This is a genomic window from Psychrobacter sp. I-STPA6b (genome assembly GCF_020662265.1).
Classification (GTDB): Bacteria; Pseudomonadota; Gammaproteobacteria; order Pseudomonadales; family Moraxellaceae; genus Psychrobacter.
Genome location: NZ_VEWM01000122.1, coordinates 200,451 through 222,019, shown reverse-complemented (window position 1 = coordinate 222,019; position 21,569 = coordinate 200,451). Strand labels below are relative to the sequence as shown.

Genomic DNA, 21,569 nt, shown 5'->3' with positions numbered 1-21,569 from the left:
TATATCTTTCCCTACGGATAAGGCTACTAACTATTGCTATTTGTCTTACTAAAACTAACGGTCAGAATCCGCCATCACAATATCAATACTGGCTAAATAAATAATCGCATCTGATACCAACGAACCATTAATCACTGATGGCATTTGTTGCAGATGTGCAAATGTCGGTGTACGAATACGGGTACGATAGCTCATGGTCGATTTGTCAGAAGTGACATAATAACTGTTAATCCCTTTGACACCTTCGACCATCATGCACGACTCACCTGCTGGCATCACCGGTCCCCAAGACACCGAAATAAAGTGGTTAATCAAGGTTTCAATGTCATTTAAAGTACGGTCTTTAGGTGGCGGTACTGCCAATGGGTGGCTGGCTTTATAAGGACCTTCAGGCATATTATCGAGACACTGACGAATGATACGCAGTGACTGACGAATTTCCTCAATTTTAACCATACAACGGTCATAAGCATCACCGTTATAAAATACAGGGATTTCGAACTCAAAATTCTCATAACCCATATAAGGACGGGCTTTACGCAGGTCAAACTCAACACCAGTGGCTCGCAAACCTGCCCCTGTCACACCCCAAGCCAATGCTTGCTTGGCATCATATTGAGCGACATTTTGTGTACGTCCTTGTAGTACCGTATTTTTCATTGCCGCCTTCACATATTCGTCAAGGCGCTTTGGCATCCAATCCAAAAACTCTCGCACCAACTTATGCCAACCACGTGGCAAATCAGCCGCCGTACCACCGATACGGAACCATGCAGGATGCATACGATAACCAGTCACCGCCTCAATCACATCATAGGCTTTTTGACGGTCAGTAAACATATAAAAAACAGGGGTCATACCACCAGCATCTTGAATAAACGTACCAAAATACAGCAGATTATTGGTGATACGGAAAAACTCACTCATCATAATACGAATGGTCATTGCCCTATCTGGTACAGTAATACCTGCCAGCTTTTCTACCGCCATCACATAAGGCAGCTCATTCATTACCCCACCCAAATAGTCAATCCTATCGGTATAAGGGATAAATGAATGCCACGTTTGCCGTTCTGCCATCTTTTCAGCGCCACGATGGTGATAACCGATATCAGGGATACAGTCGATGATTTCCTCACCATCTAGCTGTAACACCAAACGAAATGCACCATGAGCCGAAGGATGGTTTGGACCAATGTTCAAAAACATAAAATCTTCATCACGCCCAGAGCGTTTCATTCCCCACTCTTCTGGGACAAAGCGTAAGTTTTCTTGCTCAAACTGCTGTTTGGCAGCGTTTAGAAAATAAGGCGTAAATTCCGTTGCCCGAGCATGATATTCTTTACGCAGAGGATGTCCTTCCCAATATTTTGGCAGTAAAATACGGGTTAAATGTGGGTGACCGTCAAAAACGATACCAAACATATCCCACACTTCACGCTCATACCAATTGGCATTTGGCCAGATTTTAGTTGCAGTTGGTGTCTTTAAATCATCCTCAAATAATGCTACTTTCACGCGAATATCACTATTACGCTCAAGTGACATCAAGTGATAAAACACTGTAAAATCACTGGCTGGAAGCCCTTGACGGTGCTGACGCAAGCGCTCATCAACCGCCGACAAATCTAATAACATGACATATGGCTTAGGTAGCGTACGCAAAAACATTAAAATATTGAATACGTCTTCACGAGCAACCCAAATTGTGGGAATACCATCTGCGGTTGCTTGTTGCACAAACTTTCCAGAAAACTTATGGCCCAGCTCACGTAACACCGCCGGTACTGACTGCGCATCAGCACTATGATTACTATCTTGATTATTCACTGCCATAACCATAAATGTGGCTTCCCTTAATCACCTTATAACAACACCAAAAAACGCTACCAAGCTCTACAACAACTCATTAAATACTATCTGGGCTACGCAAATTTTTAACAGCAATACGATCTGCCTGTTTGCGGTCTCGCTCTGGTAGCATTTGTGGTTGATATATACCCTGATCCTTCACATGAATACCCAGTGGACGACGCTCTTTGCTAATCGACTCCTGTAACAACATCAATGCCTGTATCAAGGCCTCTGGACGAGGTGGACATCCCGGTACATAAACATCAACAGGAATAATTTTATCGACCCCTTGTACCACCGAATAAATATCGTACATACCGCCTGAATTAGCACATGCACCCATCGAAATCACCCATTTAGGCTCAAGCATTTGCTCATATAAACGCTGAATAACAGGTGCCATCTTAATAAAACACGTACCAGCGACAATCATCACATCAGCCTGACGAGGGGAAGCACGAATCACCTCTGCACCAAAGCGAGACAAATCATGTACGGCTGTCAATGTTGTCGCATACTCAACATAGCAACATGATGTCCCAAAATTAAATGGCCAAAGTGAATTTTTACGTCCCCAATTCGCAGACGCGTTCACCATCTCCTCAAGCTTACCCATAAAGACATTCTTATTGACCTCATCTTCTATCGGGTCATTTACCGTCTGACGAGTCTGCGCAGGATAAGTATCTGCATCGGGATTAGCACGGGTTAAGGTATATTTCATGACACACAACCTATCTTAAATGGCGAAACCATAACGAAATAACAAACAAACTACTATTTATCAAAAACTTAGCTACAAAAACAATCTATCAAAAAACTTTTTAATAAAAATTATTATGAATCCAACTCTATTTTAATCATCAAGAAAATCAAATAAATATCTTAATATTCTTGCAGAAACAACTGTCTTAAATATTTAGTTTTTAAGTCTTTTTTACAGAGGTATCTGTAAAGTCCACACTGGTAATATGTCCCGTCTTATTAATATGATCAATATTAGCTAAATGCGCACGATTGGCTGCAATATCATTAGAGACATTAATCTGTCCAGACGACTGTGCTGGCACTTTCCCTGTTGGATCAGTATGCAGCTCATCAATACCATTAAAACGTGTGATATCTGCCAAATTAAATCCAACAGGTGCGGACTGAAGGCGCTGCTTTTTACGGCGTTTATCTGCTGGGGCCCAATTTAAAGCCCCCAAACTTAACGCATAAATCAAACCAATTAATAAATCAACCACAAAAGTTGCAGCCGTAATAAACCCTGCCCAGCCTGCCTCTTTAACAGACACAGCATAGGCATATAAATACAATGCTTCTAAATCGAAAATAACAAAGAAGATGGCAACTAAGTAGAACTTGGCAGACAGCCTAATACGTGCATTACCAGCACCAACAACACCTGACTCAAATATTTCTTCTTTTTGCGAGCCTTGAGAGCGTCCCCCTAATAGACGAGGCACAACCAGCATAAAGATAACCAAGCCAATGGCTGCTAGAATAAAAGCAAGTGCTGACCAATTAAAGGCAGACATCATGATGAACGCTCCTCACGACATTTAAGACGCGCTAAGATGTTAATAAGTCATGATAAAAAGATAGCACCAGTCAAGTGCAAAGGGGAACGTGTGATGATAGCCATTGACCAACCAAGTATGTCACAACAAGGCATAAATCCTTATTTTGACATACCACTGCTGTCTTCTATACAGACGATAGAGTAGGCAAACAGAGGGGCATTATATGAGACTTAAATGATGGCATCATTGATGACATACATTTGAGTAAATATAATTATAATTTAATACTCGCTGGCTATAGCGCATATTCACTGGGTCGATGACTTTTATTTATTATTACTATCAGTAAAAAAACCACGCTATCCACTGTTGATTACATATAATATAAAAATATGTAAATTTGTGATTTATCTAATAAATAAAAACTATTAACCGAGCTTTTGCAATAACTGGCATAAATACGAAATACTACTATACTTTTTTTAAAAGACAAAAGCCAGTTTTTCATAAAAACTATAAGTCACTATTTTTGCTTTATTAAAACAGTGAAAGCCTTTACACACCTAGGCTGCACAAGAAAAAAGGCTACTTCTTATTAAAAGCAGCCTTCATATCCATATGATTATATTTGATATTTTGAAAAAAAATGTATCGATATAGTAGGGTCTGTTGAACATTCACCCCGTTAGGCTAATACCTACAAGACATACAGCTATTTTTTACTTTCATGTAAAAATTGGCTGAATTTGCCTTATTCTGCGTTCATTGCCTTGACTAAGTCAAATTTTTCTCAATTTTTCCTATGAAGATGAATGTTCAACAGCCCCTAGCTAATTATCTACTGATTAATCACATCCACACCTTCTGGTGGCGTAAATGAAAACTTCGATGCACTGATATTACCATTGAGACGTACATTGCTAAATCTAATTGACGTTGTCTGCCCTAAGCTATCAATTAAAACCATACGCACAGGCTTACCTGAGTTGAAGCTAATGCCTAACTTTTGGAAATTTGCATTGCTAGATTTTGGATATAGCTCAAAATAGTTACGACTGGTATTTGGCTGAGTAACCTTAAAATTCTCAGCGATACGTTTCGGATCACCTGATAATAGCAGTGCTGGTGTATTACCGACCTGTCTATCAACATTTTGCTTTGTTGCTTGTTTTAAGTCTTTATCATATACCCATAACGTATCACCATTAGCAACAATCAACTGCTCAGCAGGTGATGCAGTCTGCCAACGGAACTGATTTGGGCGCTGTACACTCATTGTACCAGAGAAGTTGCCATTACGCGCGCCTGCACCCTGCGTCGTCTGAGTAAAGTTTGCTGTCATACTTTTTACACCACTCAGTAGAGGACTCAACTTCTCGGCTGCATTAAGATTGTCTGTAGCTGCTGCATTTGCTGTTTGAGTCACTGTCAGTATTGGTGCAGAAAACAATACTGCTCCCATTAAAGTACTACCTAGTACTGCTTTCATCATGTTCTTTGTCATCGTTTATTCCTTAAATTATAAAATCTAAAAATTATAAAATCTAACCATTAAGCTCAGCTATAGTCGAAGAAGTCTCAAACAGATACAAGGAGACTGAGAGCAACACCTTAACGGTTTCAAAATTCTTTAACCATAAAAAATAGCCAGCAAAATGCCTAATACATAAAAGCTGTTTAGATAAGATGAATTTTGACAGTTTTTTTCTTACACAGCTAGTTTTAAATTGCAAAGAACACTACTGCTATGTAACTCTCTATAGTGGAAAAATTTAAAAATACAACAAATGCTACTACATAATACAGAACCAGAATAAACAAAAGCCTTTATCATAGTTTTATGATAAAGGCTTTTTGATAATGCGTTATCAAACAGTCTATACAGCTAATCGCTTAGCCTACTAATCAACAATTAAGCAGACTGTACTGATACATAGCGACGGTTAAATTGACCTTTTGTCTCAAATTTAACCACACCATCTGTCAATGCAAATAGTGTATGGTCACGTCCCATACCAACACCAACGCCAGGATGGAATTCTGTACCACGTTGACGAACGATGATGTTACCAGCGACGACATCCTGACCACCAAATACTTTTACGCCAAGCATTTTAGGGTTAGAATCACGTCCGTTTCGAGTTGAACCTGCGGCCTTTTTATGTGCCATGAGAAAATCTCCTTGTAAATATGACTTATCGTTTATGCATCAAAAGCAAATAGCGTCTTAAAATTAGGCGTTAATTGCTTTGATTTTTAGCAAAGTGTACCACTGACGATGACCTTGCTCTTTGTGATAATGCTTACGACGTTTGTGCTTGATGATGCGAATTTTTTCACCGCGACCATGCTCAACCACTTCAGCTTCAACACTAGCACCTTCAACGATAGGCTGACCAACTTTTACATCTGAGCCATCGACAACCATTAAGACATCTTCAATCTTAATTGTCTCGCCTTTTTCTGCTTTTAATAGCTCAACTTTCAATGTTTCATCGACACTGACGCGATGTTGTTTACCACCACTTTTAATTACTGCGTACATCTTAGGCTCCGTTTAACCCGTGTGCCGTGGTTACCGTAATGGCAACGCTTTTCTAACGAACACGACAGGGAAAAATATAAAGGCGAAATTGTACGCAATTTTATAACTGATTGCAAGAAGTCATTATAATTTCTCATTGAGTTGGCTATGGATACCCTCTGCTCTATTTTTTGTTAGGATTTACCATTGCTATATAATGGGTTATAACTATAATATGAACTACTTATAGTTTGAAACAGTCAGGACTGACCTGCTTTACAGTCCACTGCCCCAGTTTCTTAATTCTTTTAATTTACCACCATCACAATACTAAGTGGCCTTTCATGACTCAGACATCTTCACATTCTATACCCTCTTATGCTGATATCCAGTCTATTGTTGCTCAAGACTTTGCCATTATGGATAAACAAGTCTTTGGTAACTTAAACTCTAAGGTTCAGCTTGTGATGAGTGTGTCTCAGCATGTGATTGATGCTGGTGGTAAGCGTATGCGTCCATTAATTACTTTGCTCTGCTCGCGACTATGTGCCGATATCCAATCACAACCTGCAATGCACTTGGCCGCCATTACAGAGATGCTACATACTGCAACTTTGGTACATGATGATGTGATTGATGAATCAGGCTTACGTCGTGGTAAACCAACAGCAAATGCCACTTGGGATAATGCCACTGCTGTTTTGGTAGGGGATTATCTCATCGCTCGAGCATTTAACTTACTTGTCGATTTTAACAGTCTACCCTTACTCAAGCTATTTTCTGATGGCACCTGTGATATTGCAGAAGGTGAAGTATTACAGCTACAACATCAACATAATCCTGCTGCCACTGAAGATGATTATATGCGTATTATTGATGGTAAAACATCACGCTTATTTATGATGGCAACTCAAGGTGTGGCTATCTTGCACGACAAACCAGAGTTTATGGATGCTTTTGCTAAATTTGGTCAGCACTTTGGTAATGCATTCCAAATTATTGATGATGTACTTGATTACAGTGGTGATAGCGCAGTGATGGGTAAAAATCTTGGTGATGATTTGGCAGAGGGCAAGCCTACTTTGCCAACTATTAAAGCGCTATCTTTACTTAAAGATAGTAATCCAACTAGCTATGATCAGCTACGTATTGCTGTGCAAACTGGTAAAACATCCAATGTGCAAGCATTAATAGACCTAGTACAGCAGTCTGGTGCGCTTAGTTATTGTCGTGAGCGTGCATTAGAAGAAACTCGTCTTGCTCAAGAGGCTTTAAAACAACTGCCTGTATCACAAGATAGCCCCTATCTACAGGGCCTATGGCAACTTACAGAGCTGGCAAGCGCTCGTTTATTATAATTTTATATTATAGTTATAGTTTCTATATTATTTATTATTTTATATAGGTAAAGGCAAGCTGACTCTAGCGCTTACCTTTCTATTGTTTGATTACAACTACCATCAGTTATAATAGCTCCATATAGAAGTGATGCTAAATATAAGATATAAATAGAAAGAAAAATAAAAGCTCATGACTGGCTTATAGACTTGTTTTTGTAAACTTTGTTACCTTTCTTAATGTTTCTTAATGCTTCTTTGATGGCAATTCAAGTAACTTCTAGTCTATGATAGTCAATATAACTGTAATATTAGGGTAATGTTTCCACTTATTAAAATAGCAATCATGTGCCACTTCACACTTGCTCTTAGTCTTATTCATTTAATCATGATTATTAAACTACAGCGTATCTGCATTTTTTGCTAGCTATTGCCCATCAACCCCTTTCTAACTCACTAAAATCTAAAATTAAGTACATTCCGAGGAATCGAATGAAATACGCTCCCCTTGTGTTAGTCTCTTTTCTGATGGCTACTACCAGTATGACACTTGTTGGTTGTAACCGTAACAATACAGAACAAGCTCCTACTGAGCAACAAGCACCGCCTCCTAGTGTGGTTGATGTAATGCCTGTCCAATTCCAATCTGTTCCCTTACAGCAGACCTTCGCTGGACGAACTGCTGCTTATCAAAGTGCAGAAGTACGTCCGCAAGCGTCAGGTATTATTGATGAGGTCTTATTTCAAGAAGGCAGTATGGTACAAAAAGGACAACCCTTATACCGTATCAATATCGATAACTATCAATCTGCTAAGGCTAGTGGTGAGGCTGCGGTTAAACAGGCTTATGCAAATTTAGCAAATCAGCAAGCATTACTACAACAAGCCAGTAGTGACTTGCAAAGACTACAGCCTTTGGTAGAAATCAACGCTATTTCCCAACAGCAATTCCAACAAGCACAGACTAGTTATAAAACTGCACAAGCAGGCGTGGCAAATGCACAAGCGGCGATAGAAACGGCACAAGCGAACCTAAACGCCAGTGAGCTTGATTATAGTCGTACCATTGTACGTGCGCCCATTTCTGGAAAAACAGGTCTATCAAGTGTCACTGCTGGTGCATTGGTCAGTGCCAATCAGGGTGAGCCTTTAGTCACCATTGAGCAGCTCAATCCCATCTATGTTGATATCAGTCAATCATCTGCCGATTTACTCAAGCTAAAACAACAACAAGCAGCAGGACAGCTACAAGCAGGCAGTAGCATCGTTGAGCTAATACTAGAGGATAATTCTGTGTATCCAGCAATGGGACAGCTTTCCTTGATAGATGCTAAGGTTAACGCTGACACAGGCGGTGTGACATTAAGAGCAGTTTTCCCAAATGAGCACACCTTGTTGCTTCCAGGTATGTTCGTTACTGCCAAGCTAACTCAAGGTGTACTTAATAACGCTGTTTTGTTGCCCCAAAGTGCGGTAATGCGTACACCTAAAGGTGATGCACAGGTTTATATCGTGGATGCAGAAAGTAAAATTCAAGTGCGTCCTGTCACCATAGATGGTACTTTTGGAAATAAATGGATTGTCACTGATGGACTAAAAGCTGGTGAAAAAGTGGTCATTATAGGTGGTGCAAAAGTACGCCCTGAGCAACAAGTAGTCGCAAAACCAGTAAGTCCAGAAGGTGGTAATGCTCAGGCAGGTACAGCACCTAGCAATCAAATTAAACCTAATTCTGGTCAAGGTCCTGTTGCACCAACAGCAAACAAAGAGACTTCAGAGAACACAAGTAGCGCTACGACAGATAATAATAAAGCGTCAACACAAACAAACTAGGAGCGTATGATGTCAAAGTTTTTTATTCATCGCCCTATTTTTGCTTGGGTGATAGCTATTTTAATCATGGTGATGGGTGTCATTGCAGTTATCAAACTGCCCATCGAGCAGTATCCCCGTATTGCTCCACCAACCATTACCATCAGTGCCACCTATCCTGGTGCTAATGCACAAACATTAGAAGATTCTGTGGTACAAATCATTGAGCAACGTATGAAAGGGCTAGATGGCTTAATGTATATGTCATCATCCAGCTCATCAAATGGCTCTGCTTCAATTACCCTAACCTTTGAAAATGGCGTTGACCCTGACCAAGCTCAAGTACAGGTGCAAAACAAACTACAAGCCGCCACCAGTCAGCTGCCTCAAATCGTACAAAGACAAGGGATTAATGTTGCCAAATCATCCAGTGGTTTTTTGATGGTGCAAGCATTTATCTCAACTAACGGCAATATGGATAGAGCAGATATTGCTGATTATATTAATTCTAATATTATTGATCAGATAAGCCGTGTAGAAGGGGTTGGTGATGTCACCGTTTTTGGCTCACCTTATGCCATGCGCATTTGGCTTGACCCTGAAAGCCTACGCAACTACCACCTAATGCCATCAGACATTATCCATGCCATACAAGCACAAAATGCCCAAGTGTCTGCAGGACAACTAGGACAAGCACCTGCTGATACTGAGCAACAAGTTATTAATGCCACAGTAACGGTTCAAAGCTATCTGCAAACACCTGATGAATTTAAAAATATCTTACTAAAAACAGATACAGCCGGTGCGCAAGTCCGTTTGGGTGATGTGGCAAAGGTTGAAATTGGTAGTGAAGACTATAGTATGATATCTTCCTATAATGGAAAACCTGCTGCGGGTATGGGAATTGCCCTAGCCTCAGGAGCAAATGCCCTAGATACTCGTGCTGCCGTTGCCGAGCGCATGGCTGAGCTAGAGAAAAACTTTCCCTCTGGTCTAGAAGTCAAAGTACCCTACGACACCACACCTTTTGTTAAATTGTCAATTGAGCAAGTGGCTCATACTCTACTAGAAGCCATTGTGTTGGTATTTTTAGTCATGTTCTTGTTTTTACAAAACTGGCGTGCCACCATCATTCCCACACTTGCTGTCCCTGTCGTATTACTAGGTACTTTTGGCATACTTTATACGGTTGGCTTTAGTATCAATGTATTAACCATGTTTGCGATGGTATTATCTATTGGTCTATTAGTCGATGATGCCATTGTGGTAGTAGAAAACGTTGAGCGACTACTTGAGGAAAATCCTGACATTTCTGTCAAAGATGCTACTTTAGAGAGTATGCGAGAGATTAGCAAAGTGGTCATCGGTATTGCAGTCATCTTATCGGCTGTCTTTGTACCCATGGCATTCTTCGGTGGCTCAACTGGGGTGATTTATCGCCAATTTGCCATTACGCTGATTAGTAGTATGACCTTATCTGCCATTGTGGCTTTGATTTTTACTCCAGCCCTGTGTGTCACTATCTTAAAACGTGGCAAAAGCCATGATAAACAAGATGAAAATCGTAAAGGATTTTTTGCATGGTTTAACCGTAGCTTTTATACCTTAAGCAAACGTTATGAACACTTTGTTGGTAAAAGCTTTGGTTTAAAGTGGTTATACCTTATTCCTTATGTGCTTATTATTGGCTTGTTAGTAGCTGTATTTATGCGAATTCCGGGTTCATTTTTACCTGATGAAGACCAAGGCATCATGCTTACCTTAGTGCAACTGCCATCAGGCTCAACACTGGAGGAAACACAAGATGTCATGCACACAGTGACAGAATACTTTGAGACTCAAGAAAAAAACAATGTTTCAGATATTTTTACTGTCTCTGGCTTTAGTTTTGCAGGTGCAGGACAAAATATGGGTATCGCCTTTGTGCGCCTCACTGATTGGAGTGAACGCCTTGGTGAAGCAAACTCGGCAAAAACCATTGCTGAAAAAGCCAATGGCTACTTCTTTACTCAGTTTAATAAAGCAACAGTTTATAGTACCATTCCACCTGCCATTCCTGAGCTTGGAGAAGCCAGTGGTTTTGAATTAATACTACAAGACACTGGTAATATTGGACATGAAGCCCTCACTGATGCTCGCAATATGCTAATCGGGATGGCAATGCAAAATGAGACCATCGGTCAGATACGTCCAAGTGGGCAAGAAGATGCGCCTCAGCTTAAAGTTAATATTAATCAAGACCAAGCGGCAGCTTATGGCTTGTCGATGCAAGACATTAATGGGGTATTAACCACAGCTTGGGGTTCTACTTATGTCAATGACTTTGTTGATAGAGGTCGGATTAAACGTGTTTTTGTCCAAGGACAGCCCAATAGTCGTACCAATCCTGAAGATATTGGTAAATGGTCGGTGCGCAATAACTCTAATGAGATGATTCCCTTTGGTGCCTTTACCAGTACAGAATGGACTTATGGCTCACCAAGGCTCACCCGTTATAACAGCTTCTCTTCAATGAAGTTGCAGGGCTCAGCCACACCCGGACTCAGCTCTGGAGATGCCATGACGGCAATGGAGCAGATGGTTGCACAGCTACCTGCAGGGGTTGATTATGAGTGGACTGGTATGTCACTTGAAGAGAAAAAATCAGGTGACCAAGCCCCCATGCTATATGCATTATCTATCTTAGTTGTATTTTTGTGTCTGGCGGCATTGTATGAAAGCTGGTCCATTCCTTTTGCAGTGATGTTAGTCATTCCACTGGGTGTCTTGGGTGCTGCCTTAATGACATGGGGACGAGACTTTGCCAATGACGTTTATTTACAAGTTGGCTTATTGACGGTGGTCGGTTTGTCTGCTAAAAATGCTATCTTAATCATTGAATTTGCTAAAGAATATCAAGAAGCTGGCTTCAGTCTTAAAGAATCGGTCATGACGGCTGCTCGACAGCGTTTGCGTCCAATTATCATGACCTCACTTGCCTTTGGTATTGGCGTTGTGCCATTATTTATTGCCACAGGTGCAGGTTCAGGCAGTCAAAATGCTATTGGTACCAGTGTCTTAGGTGGTGTGCTTAGTGCCACTTTCCTAGGCATCTTCTTTATTCCAATGTTTTATATTTGGGTACGCTCCGTATTTCCAAATAAAGTTCATAATAAACCATTGAAGCCACAGCCAACCCATTCTGGAGAAAATTTATAATGACGATTGTCAAATTCTACTCAAACCATCGTTATACCTATACTACGTGGTTTCGTTTGGCAGGTGTCACTGCTTTAGTTGCCAGTATGACAGCTTGTAATAGTATTCCACCTGCACAAAATGCACCTGTGGTTGCTCATCCTAATATTCCCATTACAGACAACTACCCATTAGTCGCTGGGAATAATGGTATGCAACCAAGCAATCAAGCAGCTCTACGCTGGCAAGACTTTTATACTGACGAAAAACTAAAAGCGCTGATTGCTCTTGGTCTAGCGAATAATAAAGATATCCATGACGCAACGTTAGCAATTAAAAAAGCACGAGCTCAATACCGTATTGCTGATAATGGCGACTCAGTCAGTATCAATGGCAGTGGTGGCTATAATCGCTCTGCAAATAATGCAGTCGATAAGAACCCGCATGGTGGTTATAGTGTCAATCTAGGTATGTCAAACTATGAGCTAGATTTCTGGGGCAAAATTGCCAATATGAAAGAACAAGCCTTGCAAGGCTTTTTAGCAACCACAGCAGCTAAAGACACTGTGCAAGTTGGTTTAATCAGTAGTATTGCCACCAATTATGTCAACCTAAGCTATCAATTAAAGCAACTGGAACTTGCACAACAAACCTATGTTACCCGAGCAGAATCTTTACGTATCACCAAGGCACGACTTGCTGCTGGTATAGATTCTAAAGCTCCTTCCTTACAAGCAGAGGTCGCTGCTGAAAATGCACACACAGCCATATTAGAAGCTCAGGGTAATATTGAAAAAGCAAAAAACGCCCTACAATATTTAATTGGTATGCCAATTCCAGCTGAGCTGATGCCAGCACCTGCTGTGCCTAAAATTGTCACAGACAAAGTAACCGGACCCGGATTACCTAGCGAGCTATTACGCTATCGCCCAGATATCTTGCAAGCAGAATATAACTTAAAAGCTGCTGGAGCTAATATTGAGGTAGCTAGAACGGCTTACTACCCCAGCATCAGCCTAACTGGACAGTTGGGCTATTCTAGTAGTGATTTAAGCAGCTTATTAAAAAGCTCTGCATCCAGTTGGTCATTTGGTCCTTCTATCAGCGTGCCTATTTTTGATGCAGGACGCTTGGATGCAAATTATGAAGTGGCACAAGTGGAGCGTGAACAAGCACTTAATAACTATGAAAAAGCCATTCAAACAGCTTTCCGTGAAGTTAACGATGTATTGGTCAATACCGCTACTCTAAATCAGCGTCTTGCCTCACAATATCGTCTGCAAAAAAATTATGATGAGCTATACAACATCTCTGAGGCTCGTTATATCGCTCAGGTTGACGACTATCTGAGCGTATTAGATGCACAGCGCTCGTTATTCTCTACCCAGCAGAATATCTTGACCCTTGAGCAAGAAAAGCTGACTAACCAAATTGACCTATACCGTGTATTAGGTGGTGGGGCTAACTTAATTGAGCCGATTGGAATTCCTACCCCACAACATCGCAACTTGGTTAATATTTTGACACCGAAATCTGATGAAACCGTTGTCAAAGAAGCCGTAGAATCTGCAAGCTCAGCATCTGTTGTCAGCCTTGAACAGGCTAAAGCCATTGAGATGGTTTCTCCTGTTACCGTTGTAGATACTCAAACCCTTGCAACCGTTGACCTGAATAATGATAGTCAGCCAGATTCAGCCATTGTGGAAGTGCAACAAGTAACTATGCCACAAGAAGAAGTGCTAATTGAGCAGCCAGTTGTTACAGAAGAGGTAGTAAGAGAGGATCAAGCTCCGATACCAGAGACTGCTACAGACTCACCACAATAGAGTGCTCAAACTATAAAAAAGGGCTGTTAGTCAAAACAGCCCTACTTTCTTTATCTATATATTGCTGACTATGTCGCCAGCCAGCCCTACTAAAATGCGAAACTTGCAATACCAACAGCGATTAACTTACCTTCATCATTAACCATCTGCATACGTGATGTACAACCTTTACGCCCCATACGAATCACCTCTGCACTGGCAATAAACTGTTTTCCTGTTCCAGGCGCTATGTAATCAATACGCAAATCTACAGTTGCCAAGCGACTGATTTTTTTAACTTGTTCACTTAACTCACCTTGATTGCGACGATAGATTTCTAGCATTGCCACAATACCACCGACACTATCTAACATCGTAGCTGCAACACCACCATGTAAAATATTAAAGTTTACATTACCAATAAGTTCATCTCTGGCATCCAAATAACAACGAATGGTATCGTCTTCAAAGCACATCTTCATCTGATTAAAACTCAGATAAGGGCTATGATTAAAGGCATCTACTAGTCTTTGTCCAGCAATATCCAGTCGCCGAGACTCATGCTCATCCATGGCTGACGCTGGCTTATTATCATCCATGACGGAAGAAAATTCTTCCTCATTCATTAAGTCTGAATGTTCATCAATTGTTTCTGTTCCATCAGTATGAGTCGTCATAAGACCTTCCTTAGGCTATAATGTAAATCATGATTTTACCATAATTCTTTTTATTTTCACCTTTACTTTCTTGACTTAACACATTGATAAACAAAGGATATCCCATGAGCTATACCTTTAACCGCCAATATCCCCATACTCGCCTACGTCGCCTACGTTTTAATGATAACGTCCGCGCAATGATACGTGAGGCTGAATTACACCCCAAACACTTAATTGCCCCTGTATTTGTATTAGAAGGCACAAACCAACGTGAGGCAGTCAAAAGTATGCCAAAGGTAGAACGGCTGTCGATTGATTTATTGATTGATTATGCCAAAGAATTACTGGCAGAGGGCGTAACCACTGTTGATATTTTTCCTGTCATTGATGGCAGTTTAAAAACCGAAGATGGTCATGCAGCATTTGACCCTAATGGGCTAGCCTGCCGAGCAGTCAAAGCACTAAAAGATGCCCTGCCAGAAATGGTGGTAATGACCGATGTGGCACTCGACCCCTACACCTCACATGGTCAAGATGGTGTATTAGATGATACAGGCTATGTGGTCAATGATGATACGGTAGAAATACTGGTGAAACAAGCCCTTGCCCATGCCAACGCTGGAGCAGATATCATCTCACCGAGTGATATGATGGATGGGCGTATCAAAGCCATTCGCGAAGGCTTAGAATCTGACGGCTTTGTTAATACAGCCATCATGGCATATTCAGCAAAATATGCTTCTGCTTATTATGGCCCTTTCCGTGATGCCGTTGGCAGTGCAGGCAATCTAAAAGGCGGCCATAAAAAGCAATATCAAATGGACTTTGGCAATCGTGCTGAGGCATTGCATGAGGTAGCAATGGATATCAGTGAAGGGGCAGATATGGTAATGGTCAAACCCGGTCAGCCGTATTTGGACTTAATCCGTGAGGTCAAAGACACCTTTGGTGTGCCAACCTTTGCCTATCAAGTCTCAGGGGAATATGCCATGCATATGGCAGCGATACAAAATGGTTGGCTATCTGAAGCGGTCATCTTAGAGTCACTGATTGGCTTTCGCCGAGCAGGGGCAGATGGTATCTTAACTTATTTTGCCTTAGATGCGGCTAGAATGTTAAATGCCAGTTAAGTTAAAACAGGTCGGTGGTTTTCTAGCTTTGATATGCTTATCATTGCTGTTATTGCTATTGGGTAGCTTTGTTTATTATTATCTACAAAATATTCGACCCTACCAACAATATACCAAACAGTTACTTACCCAAGCCAAACTAGAAAACCACCAACTCCCCCATAATGTTACGATGATGATGAATGTGCTGTTTTATTGTGATGAGAATAGAAAAAATAATCAGCCATCTTGTCATCATCATAAAGACAGTTATGTGACTGATTTAATCTTTCTAGATACAGCTAACACCATTCCGATAAACACAAAACATAACCTATCAAAGACCTTTCGTAAAATGATGGTAACGTATTTTATGGCAATACGCTTAAGTGAGTCAGAAAAAAACACCATAATTTGTAAGTTGCAGTGGTTTGGTAAATATACAGATACACGAGGTAGAGTTGGTGATATAAAAGGCTGTCAGCAACTGTCACAGTTTTATTTTAATCAGCCACTTGATACACTAAATCTTGAGCAAGCCACAACCCTCACTGCATTTATTCGTAATCCTAATTTATTGCAAAATCCAGATAAACTCAAAGAACGTCAGCATTCTTTGCAAAAGAAATATCGGCAAATTTATTTATCTACACAAACAAAACCAGACTAACCCAATCCTATCCACTGTTTCATTTCTTGATGAACAGCCAACATCTCATCATGGTCATAGCAAATTAGCACATCAATCGGCTTACTATTTGCCAGCCGTATTTCATGTTTTTGTACTTTCATTTGTTCAGTATCACTGTTCAATTTTGCCAAAAATATAATGTCAACAATATCAGAAAACTTAATGACTCGCTGATAACTGCCAAATATGGTTAGATAGTCAATGGTCATCTTATGGCGATGTTTATCAATGATAATTTGAGTCAAAAGTCCCGGAGACATCATGTATTTAATCATAGCAATCCCCAAAAATATCAACACCCCACCACCTATCCATGGCAACACACTACCTCCAAATGACACATTTTTGGCATTATTATTTTCCCAATACTGTCTAGGTAGCTGAATATATTGGTTCATCTCTCTAATCTTAGTATAAGCAGTACATTGCGTTGAGCTAGAATGAGAACTTAATGGCAGGCTTTGATTGTTTGGTAATACCAACTCAACAAAACACGTCTCATGGCTTGGAACTACCCGAACACCACTGACAGATTGCCACTGTACAATAACTTCATCACTGCGTAACAAGTAATCTCTACTTACCTGACATTCTGCGGTGACACTTGTATTATTAGTAGGATTCTTTATACCATCTAGGGTAGATAGTCTTTGACAAGAGATGATCGTTGAATAAGTAAAGCCAGACCAAACAGCCAATCCTGCTATCAGTAAAAAAATAGGAAAAACAAGATGCCCAAACATCATTAATACACGCCGAATCAATGATTCTTTGGCACGTTGATAACGCAATTCGGTCACCACATAGGTATCGTTAACCATTTCAACCCGTATACTATCTTCATAGATGATTCTCACTTTACTTTTCCTACGATTCATTCCCTAAATGCAGTGATATCGGTTGTTATTTAACAATCAACCACTATAATAAGCCATCTCTTATTTATTCATATTTATATAGCCAAATTATTAAATCATCAACAATAGGTTAGTTTTATGAGCCAACTCAATCCCAGACAGCTTGAGGCAATGACGTATGTATCGGGGCCACTACTGGTCTTGGCTGGAGCAGGCTCAGGCAAAACCTCAGTCATCACACGTAAAATTGCCTATCTGATTGAGCAGTGCAACATGCCAGCCGAGCGCATCACCGCAGTGACCTTTACCAATAAAGCGGCCCGTGAAATGAAAGCACGGGTTAGCAAACTACTGCCAAGTGAAAAAACACGTGGCTTGACAGTATCCACTTTCCACCAGTTTGGCTTACAGTTTTTGCGCTATGAACTGTTGCACACGCCATTAAAAGGTAACTTTTCTATCATGGACTCTGACGATAGCAAACGGCTATTGATGGAGCTGATGATGCGTGACAATTTGTCAGGGGCAGAAAGTCGAGAGCTGGTCGGCAAAGCCATCAAAATGATTTCTGATTGGAAAAATGACTTAATAGAGCCTGATAAGGCTGTAGAGACCTTAACTGACCCTGAAGACATGATTTTTGCCAATCTCTATGCCTTATATGAGCGTAATCTACGTGCTTATAATGCGGTAGATTTTGATGATTTGATTGTGCTACCAACCAAAATTTTACGAGAAAACACACAACTGCGTGACAAATGGCAAAATCGTATCCGCTATCTATTGGTTGATGAATATCAAGACACCAACACTGCTCAATATGAGCTGATTAAGTTAATTGTTGGGATACAAGGGCGCTTTACTGTCGTTGGTGATGATGACCAATCCATCTACGCATGGCGTGGGGCAAAGCCTGAAAATATGGCATTGCTAAAAGAGGACTTTCCTAAATTAAAGGTCATCAAACTGGAGCAAAATTACCGCTCTACCAGCCGCATTTTAAATGCTGCCAACTCGGTGATTACCAATAATGAGCATTTGTTTGAAAAAGCACTGTGGTCAGACAAAGGTGAAGGCGAAAAAATCCGCATTATTAACTGCCGTAATGATGACGATGAAGCAGAACGGGTTGCTAAAGAAATTGTCACTCATAAACTGCGCTTTGGTAACGAATGGGAAGACTATGCGGTGCTATATCGCAGTAACTTTCAGGCACGTATGCTTGAGGCACAACTGCGCCAACTGCAAGTGCCCTATAAGCTCTCGGGTGGTACGTCATTTTTTGCTCGTAGTGAAATCAAAGACATCATGGGCTATCTGCGGGTAATTTTAAACCCCGAGGATGACAGTGCTTTTTTACGTATTATCAACACACCAAAACGAGGCATGGGTCCTGCTACCTTAGAAAAGCTAGGACTGTTTGCACAAGAACATAGCATCTCACTGCTTGCCTCTTGCACACATGGTGGTCTAGCACATGTTCTACCCAAAAAAGCACATGCCTCACTAAAAGAATTTGGTGACTTTATTGAGCATTATACCCGTGAGCTTGACCAACACCCTGACCCTGTCCCCGTAGTTCGGCAGATGATTGACGAGACAGGCTATATTGATGTAGTCAGAAGTGAAGCAAAAACACCACAACAAGAAAAAAACCGTCTGGATAATATTGAAGCACTGTATAACAGTATTCAAGCACTGATTAACCGTGCAGAAGATGACGATGAACGTAACATTGAATCGGTCATTCGTAAGTTGGTACTGCTGGATATGCTAGAGCAGCAACAAGAAGAAGAAAATACCAACAAAGTCAATCTAATGACCCTCCATGCTGCCAAGGGCTTAGAGTTTAATTACGTCTATATCATGGGCTTAGAAGAAGAGTTGCTACCGCATCGCAACTCCATCATAGCGGAGACAGTAGAAGAAGAGCGCCGTTTAATGTATGTCGGTATCACACGTGCCAGACGTGAACTCACACTGACACTTGCTGCTCAGCGTCGCTCAGGTGGACAAATGCGTCCGACTACAGAAAGTCGCTTTTTAGAAGAGCTACCTGAAGACCATATCAACTGGCCAGCCAAAGCCAAAAAACAAAAGGCACAAAAAGACCCACAAAAAGTTGCTGATGAATATCTTGCTAATATTCGAGCCTTATTAAAGCAGAAATAGCTATAGCAAAAATAATGCTTACCCAACCAGCAAACAATACACTGTAGCCGTTAAATAGTTCTTGACTATAATTTATTGTAACGTATCACTGAGCAACCAATAGCACAACCACTGGAAACTAGCCATCATGCCACATACAGACCACAGCCAAACAAATACCACTTCACTCAATGCCGAAGAAAAACTGATTTATTTACAATCTTTGGTTGCCAGTGAAGATACCGAGGCAATGGCAGAGTTTTTGGCAGAACAGTCCGAGTATGAAATTGCCAACCTATTAGAGTCATTCCCCAGCAATGACCGCCAAGATATCTGGCAACAAGTACCCCTAGATATCAAAGGGGAAGTTTTAGCCGAAGTTGAGGATGACATTCGTCCTTCACTGATGGCAAACATGCAAGCCAGCGAAATTGAAACACTTGCTGAAGACCTTGACGCCCAAGATATTGCTGAGATTTTAGACACCGTTGATGATGAAGTACGTGCTGAAATCATGGCAACCCTTGATGAAGACGTACGCATTCAGGTCAACAAGCTTGATACCTATGAAGATTGGGAAGTGGGGGACTATATGGACCCTGACACCATTCAGATTCAAGATAATATCAGTTTGGCTGATGTCCAAAACTATTTACGCCATACAGAAGACTTACTAGATGACCAAACCCAAGAGCTGTTAGTGGTTGATAAAACGCAACAATTACTTGGACTACTAAGTTTGGTAGACTTAATTAAGTACCCTCAAGAGTCCTTAGTTTCAGAATGGATTGACCCTGCCATCACCATTCATGACCGCATGGATATCCAAGATGCAGCCGCCATCTTCCGTGCCGAAGATATTCGTTTCGCCCCTGTAGTAAACAGTTTTGGTGAATTGGTTGGGCAATTAAATGCTGAAGACATCATGGAAATTATCCAAGATGATGTCGATAGTACAATGAAACATTTGGCAGGTGTCAGTGATGATGAAGAGCTATTTGCTCCCATTATTACCAGTGCTAAAAGTCGTAGTATTTGGCTGGGCATTAATCTAGGAACAGCGCTATTAGCTGCTGCGGTCATCGGACAATTTGAAGCAGTACTTTCACAAGTGGTGGCACTCGCTGTACTGATGCCTGTCGTTGCCAGTATGGGTGGTATCTCTGGTAGCCAGACCCTAACCGTCGTGATTCGAGGATTGGCAATGGGTCAAATTGGTGGTTCAAACCGTTGGTGGCTATTTAATAAAGAGCTGTGGGTCGGAGCAATTAATGGTGTGATTTGGGCGGTGATTATGGCAGTAATTGCTCAAGTATGGTTTAAAGACTTGACCATCAGTATGGTTATTGGTCTTGCTATTGCTATTAATATGACCGTTGCCAATGTATCAGGCATTAGTATTCCTTTATTATTAAAGAAAATGAATATTGACCCTGCCCTTTCTGCTTCAGTAATCTTAACCACAGTCACTGATATTGTCGGATTTTTATCCTTTTTAGGATTAGCAAGTTTATTAATATTGTAGCTCTTATAATGACATTTGAAATCTAGGAAGTCTTATGCAATCTGTACAAGTTAAAATTTTAAACCCAAAAATCGGCACTCACCCAGATTTTCCCATGCCCACTCGTGCTACTGATGGCTCAGCCGGCATTGATTTGCGGGCATGTATTGATGAGCCACTTGCCATCAAAGCAGGTGAAACCCACCTTATTAAGACAGGGCTTGCCATTTATATTGCTGACCCTAATTTTGCAGGGCTGATTCTACCTCGTTCAGGGTTAGGACATAAACATGGTATTGTCTTAGGAAATTTGGTGGGGTTAATTGATGCTGATTATCAAGGTGAATTGATGGTCAGTATCTGGAATCGTAGTGACACCGATTTTATCTTACAACCTGCCGAGCGTATGGCTCAATATATGGTTGTACCTATCGCTCGCCCTGAGTTTGATATTGTTGATGAATTTAGTGATATCAGTGCACGTGGTGCTGGAGGCTTTGGACATTCTGGCAGGCAATAATAGTTCATTTGTACTATAGTCAACAGTTATTTTTTATACTACC

18 protein-coding genes are annotated in these 21,569 nt (G+C 40.9%); 10 read left to right on the top strand and 8 right to left on the bottom strand.

The genetic code is table 11. The features are described from left to right. Positions 1–54: 54 nt before the first annotated feature. From nuoC to ndhC, 3 genes are all read right to left on the bottom strand, one after another. Entirely contained in the window at positions 55–1,842 is a 1,788-nt protein-coding gene (gene nuoC / locus FHK88_RS13245) for an NADH-quinone oxidoreductase subunit C/D (RefSeq protein ID WP_227431184.1), read from the bottom strand. Positions 1,843–1,909: 67 nt separating this feature from the next. Next, the gene (locus FHK88_RS13240) at positions 1,910–2,578 is read right to left on the bottom strand and encodes a NuoB/complex I 20 kDa subunit family protein (RefSeq protein ID WP_227431183.1); all 669 of its coding nucleotides are present in this window, start codon (positions 2,576–2,578) and stop codon (positions 1,910–1,912) included. 202 nt (positions 2,579–2,780) lie between these two features. Next, complete coding sequence (ndhC, locus tag FHK88_RS13235) at positions 2,781–3,395, bottom strand: NADH-quinone oxidoreductase subunit A (protein ID WP_227431253.1); 615 nt, start codon at positions 3,393–3,395, stop codon at positions 2,781–2,783. A 39-nt stretch (positions 3,396–3,434) separates the two neighbouring features. Between ndhC and FHK88_RS13230 the strand changes: the two genes are divergently transcribed. Beyond that, positions 3,435–3,584 (top strand): hypothetical protein, encoded by a 150-nt coding sequence (locus FHK88_RS13230; RefSeq protein ID WP_227431182.1) that lies wholly within the window; start codon positions 3,435–3,437, stop codon positions 3,582–3,584. 634 nt (positions 3,585–4,218) lie between these two features. Here the strand turns inward: FHK88_RS13230 and lolA are convergent. From lolA to rplU, 3 genes are all read right to left on the bottom strand, one after another. Further along, on the bottom strand, positions 4,219–4,884 hold the full coding sequence (gene lolA / locus FHK88_RS13225; protein ID WP_227431181.1) for an outer membrane lipoprotein chaperone LolA: 666 nt from the start codon (positions 4,882–4,884) through the stop codon (positions 4,219–4,221). A gap of 408 nt (positions 4,885–5,292) precedes the next feature. Next, positions 5,293–5,550: a 50S ribosomal protein L27 gene (gene rpmA / locus FHK88_RS13220; protein WP_227431180.1), complete on the bottom strand. Its 258-nt coding sequence runs from the start codon at positions 5,548–5,550 to the stop codon at positions 5,293–5,295. 63 nt (positions 5,551–5,613) lie between these two features. Beyond that, the gene (gene rplU / locus FHK88_RS13215; protein ID WP_227431179.1) at positions 5,614–5,925 is read right to left on the bottom strand and encodes a 50S ribosomal protein L21; all 312 of its coding nucleotides are present in this window, start codon (positions 5,923–5,925) and stop codon (positions 5,614–5,616) included. Between the two features lie 323 nt (positions 5,926–6,248). On the opposite strand from rplU, the gene FHK88_RS13210 reads away from it, so the two are divergent. From FHK88_RS13210 to FHK88_RS13195, 4 genes are all read left to right on the top strand, one after another. Further along, the gene (locus tag FHK88_RS13210) at positions 6,249–7,262 is read left to right on the top strand and encodes a polyprenyl synthetase family protein (RefSeq protein WP_227431178.1); all 1,014 of its coding nucleotides are present in this window, start codon (positions 6,249–6,251) and stop codon (positions 7,260–7,262) included. Positions 7,263–7,733: 471 nt separating this feature from the next. Next, entirely contained in the window at positions 7,734–9,074 is a 1,341-nt protein-coding gene (locus tag FHK88_RS13205; protein WP_227431177.1) for an efflux RND transporter periplasmic adaptor subunit, read from the top strand. Between the two features lie 9 nt (positions 9,075–9,083). Continuing rightward, a complete protein-coding gene (locus FHK88_RS13200) occupies positions 9,084–12,251 on the top strand; it encodes an efflux RND transporter permease subunit (protein WP_227431252.1) in 3,168 nt (1,055 codons plus the stop codon). Further along, entirely contained in the window at positions 12,251–14,056 is a 1,806-nt protein-coding gene (locus FHK88_RS13195; protein WP_227431176.1) for an efflux transporter outer membrane subunit, read from the top strand. Before FHK88_RS13200 ends, FHK88_RS13195 begins: the two co-directional genes overlap by 1 nt. A gap of 89 nt (positions 14,057–14,145) precedes the next feature. Here the strand turns inward: FHK88_RS13195 and FHK88_RS13190 are convergent, their stop codons facing one another. After that, entirely contained in the window at positions 14,146–14,607 is a 462-nt protein-coding gene (locus tag FHK88_RS13190) for a thioesterase family protein (RefSeq protein WP_227431251.1), read from the bottom strand. A 209-nt stretch (positions 14,608–14,816) separates the two neighbouring features. Between FHK88_RS13190 and hemB the strand changes: the two genes are divergently transcribed. Together hemB and FHK88_RS13180 are read left to right on the top strand one after the other, a co-directional pair. Next, a complete protein-coding gene (gene hemB, locus FHK88_RS13185; protein ID WP_227431175.1) occupies positions 14,817–15,824 on the top strand; it encodes a porphobilinogen synthase in 1,008 nt (335 codons plus the stop codon). Then, positions 15,814–16,473: a transglycosylase domain-containing protein gene (locus FHK88_RS13180; RefSeq protein WP_227431174.1), complete on the top strand. Its 660-nt coding sequence runs from the start codon at positions 15,814–15,816 to the stop codon at positions 16,471–16,473. Before hemB ends, FHK88_RS13180 begins: the two co-directional genes overlap by 11 nt. Here the strand turns inward: FHK88_RS13180 and FHK88_RS13175 are convergent. Beyond that, positions 16,470–17,351, bottom strand: a complete 882-nt coding sequence (locus FHK88_RS13175) for a hypothetical protein (protein WP_227431173.1) — start codon at positions 17,349–17,351, stop codon at positions 16,470–16,472. The two genes, FHK88_RS13180 and FHK88_RS13175, sit on opposite strands and share 4 nt — an antisense overlap. A 138-nt stretch (positions 17,352–17,489) precedes the next feature. Between FHK88_RS13175 and FHK88_RS13170 the strand changes: the two genes are divergently transcribed. The 3 genes from FHK88_RS13170 (at position 17,490) to dut (ending at position 21,526) form a co-directional block, all read left to right on the top strand. Next, complete coding sequence (locus FHK88_RS13170) at positions 17,490–19,523, top strand: UvrD-helicase domain-containing protein (protein WP_227431172.1); 2,034 nt, start codon at positions 17,490–17,492, stop codon at positions 19,521–19,523. Between the two features lie 127 nt (positions 19,524–19,650). Then, entirely contained in the window at positions 19,651–21,027 is a 1,377-nt protein-coding gene (mgtE, locus tag FHK88_RS13165; protein WP_227431171.1) for a magnesium transporter, read from the top strand. 34 nt (positions 21,028–21,061) lie between these two features. Continuing rightward, entirely contained in the window at positions 21,062–21,526 is a 465-nt protein-coding gene (gene dut / locus FHK88_RS13160; protein ID WP_227431170.1) for a dUTP diphosphatase, read from the top strand. Positions 21,527–21,569: the final 43 nt, after the last annotated feature.

Excerpts from the sequence above, each read along its gene's own strand:
- nuoC (WP_227431184.1), bottom strand. The coding sequence starts at position 1,842 with ATGGTTATGGCAGTGAATAATCAAGATAGTAATCATAGTGCTGATGCG.
- FHK88_RS13240 (WP_227431183.1), bottom strand. The coding sequence starts at position 2,578 with ATGAAATATACCTTAACCCGTGCTAATCCCGATGCAGATACTTATCCT.
- ndhC (WP_227431253.1), bottom strand. The coding sequence starts at position 3,395 with ATGTCTGCCTTTAATTGGTCAGCACTTGCTTTTATTCTAGCAGCCATT.
- FHK88_RS13230 (WP_227431182.1), top strand. The coding sequence starts at position 3,435 with ATGTTAATAAGTCATGATAAAAAGATAGCACCAGTCAAGTGCAAAGGG.
- lolA (WP_227431181.1), bottom strand. The coding sequence starts at position 4,884 with ATGACAAAGAACATGATGAAAGCAGTACTAGGTAGTACTTTAATGGGA.
- rpmA (WP_227431180.1), bottom strand. The coding sequence starts at position 5,550 with ATGGCACATAAAAAGGCCGCAGGTTCAACTCGAAACGGACGTGATTCT.
- rplU (WP_227431179.1), bottom strand. The coding sequence starts at position 5,925 with ATGTACGCAGTAATTAAAAGTGGTGGTAAACAACATCGCGTCAGTGTC.
- FHK88_RS13210 (WP_227431178.1), top strand. The coding sequence starts at position 6,249 with ATGACTCAGACATCTTCACATTCTATACCCTCTTATGCTGATATCCAG.
- FHK88_RS13205 (WP_227431177.1), top strand. The coding sequence starts at position 7,734 with ATGAAATACGCTCCCCTTGTGTTAGTCTCTTTTCTGATGGCTACTACC.
- FHK88_RS13200 (WP_227431252.1), top strand. The coding sequence starts at position 9,084 with ATGTCAAAGTTTTTTATTCATCGCCCTATTTTTGCTTGGGTGATAGCT.
- FHK88_RS13195 (WP_227431176.1), top strand. The coding sequence starts at position 12,251 with ATGACGATTGTCAAATTCTACTCAAACCATCGTTATACCTATACTACG.
- FHK88_RS13190 (WP_227431251.1), bottom strand. The coding sequence starts at position 14,607 with ATGGATGAGCATGAGTCTCGGCGACTGGATATTGCTGGACAAAGACTA.
- hemB (WP_227431175.1), top strand. The coding sequence starts at position 14,817 with ATGAGCTATACCTTTAACCGCCAATATCCCCATACTCGCCTACGTCGC.
- FHK88_RS13180 (WP_227431174.1), top strand. The coding sequence starts at position 15,814 with ATGCCAGTTAAGTTAAAACAGGTCGGTGGTTTTCTAGCTTTGATATGC.
- FHK88_RS13170 (WP_227431172.1), top strand. The coding sequence starts at position 17,490 with ATGAGCCAACTCAATCCCAGACAGCTTGAGGCAATGACGTATGTATCG.
- mgtE (WP_227431171.1), top strand. The coding sequence starts at position 19,651 with ATGCCACATACAGACCACAGCCAAACAAATACCACTTCACTCAATGCC.
- dut (WP_227431170.1), top strand. The coding sequence starts at position 21,062 with ATGCAATCTGTACAAGTTAAAATTTTAAACCCAAAAATCGGCACTCAC.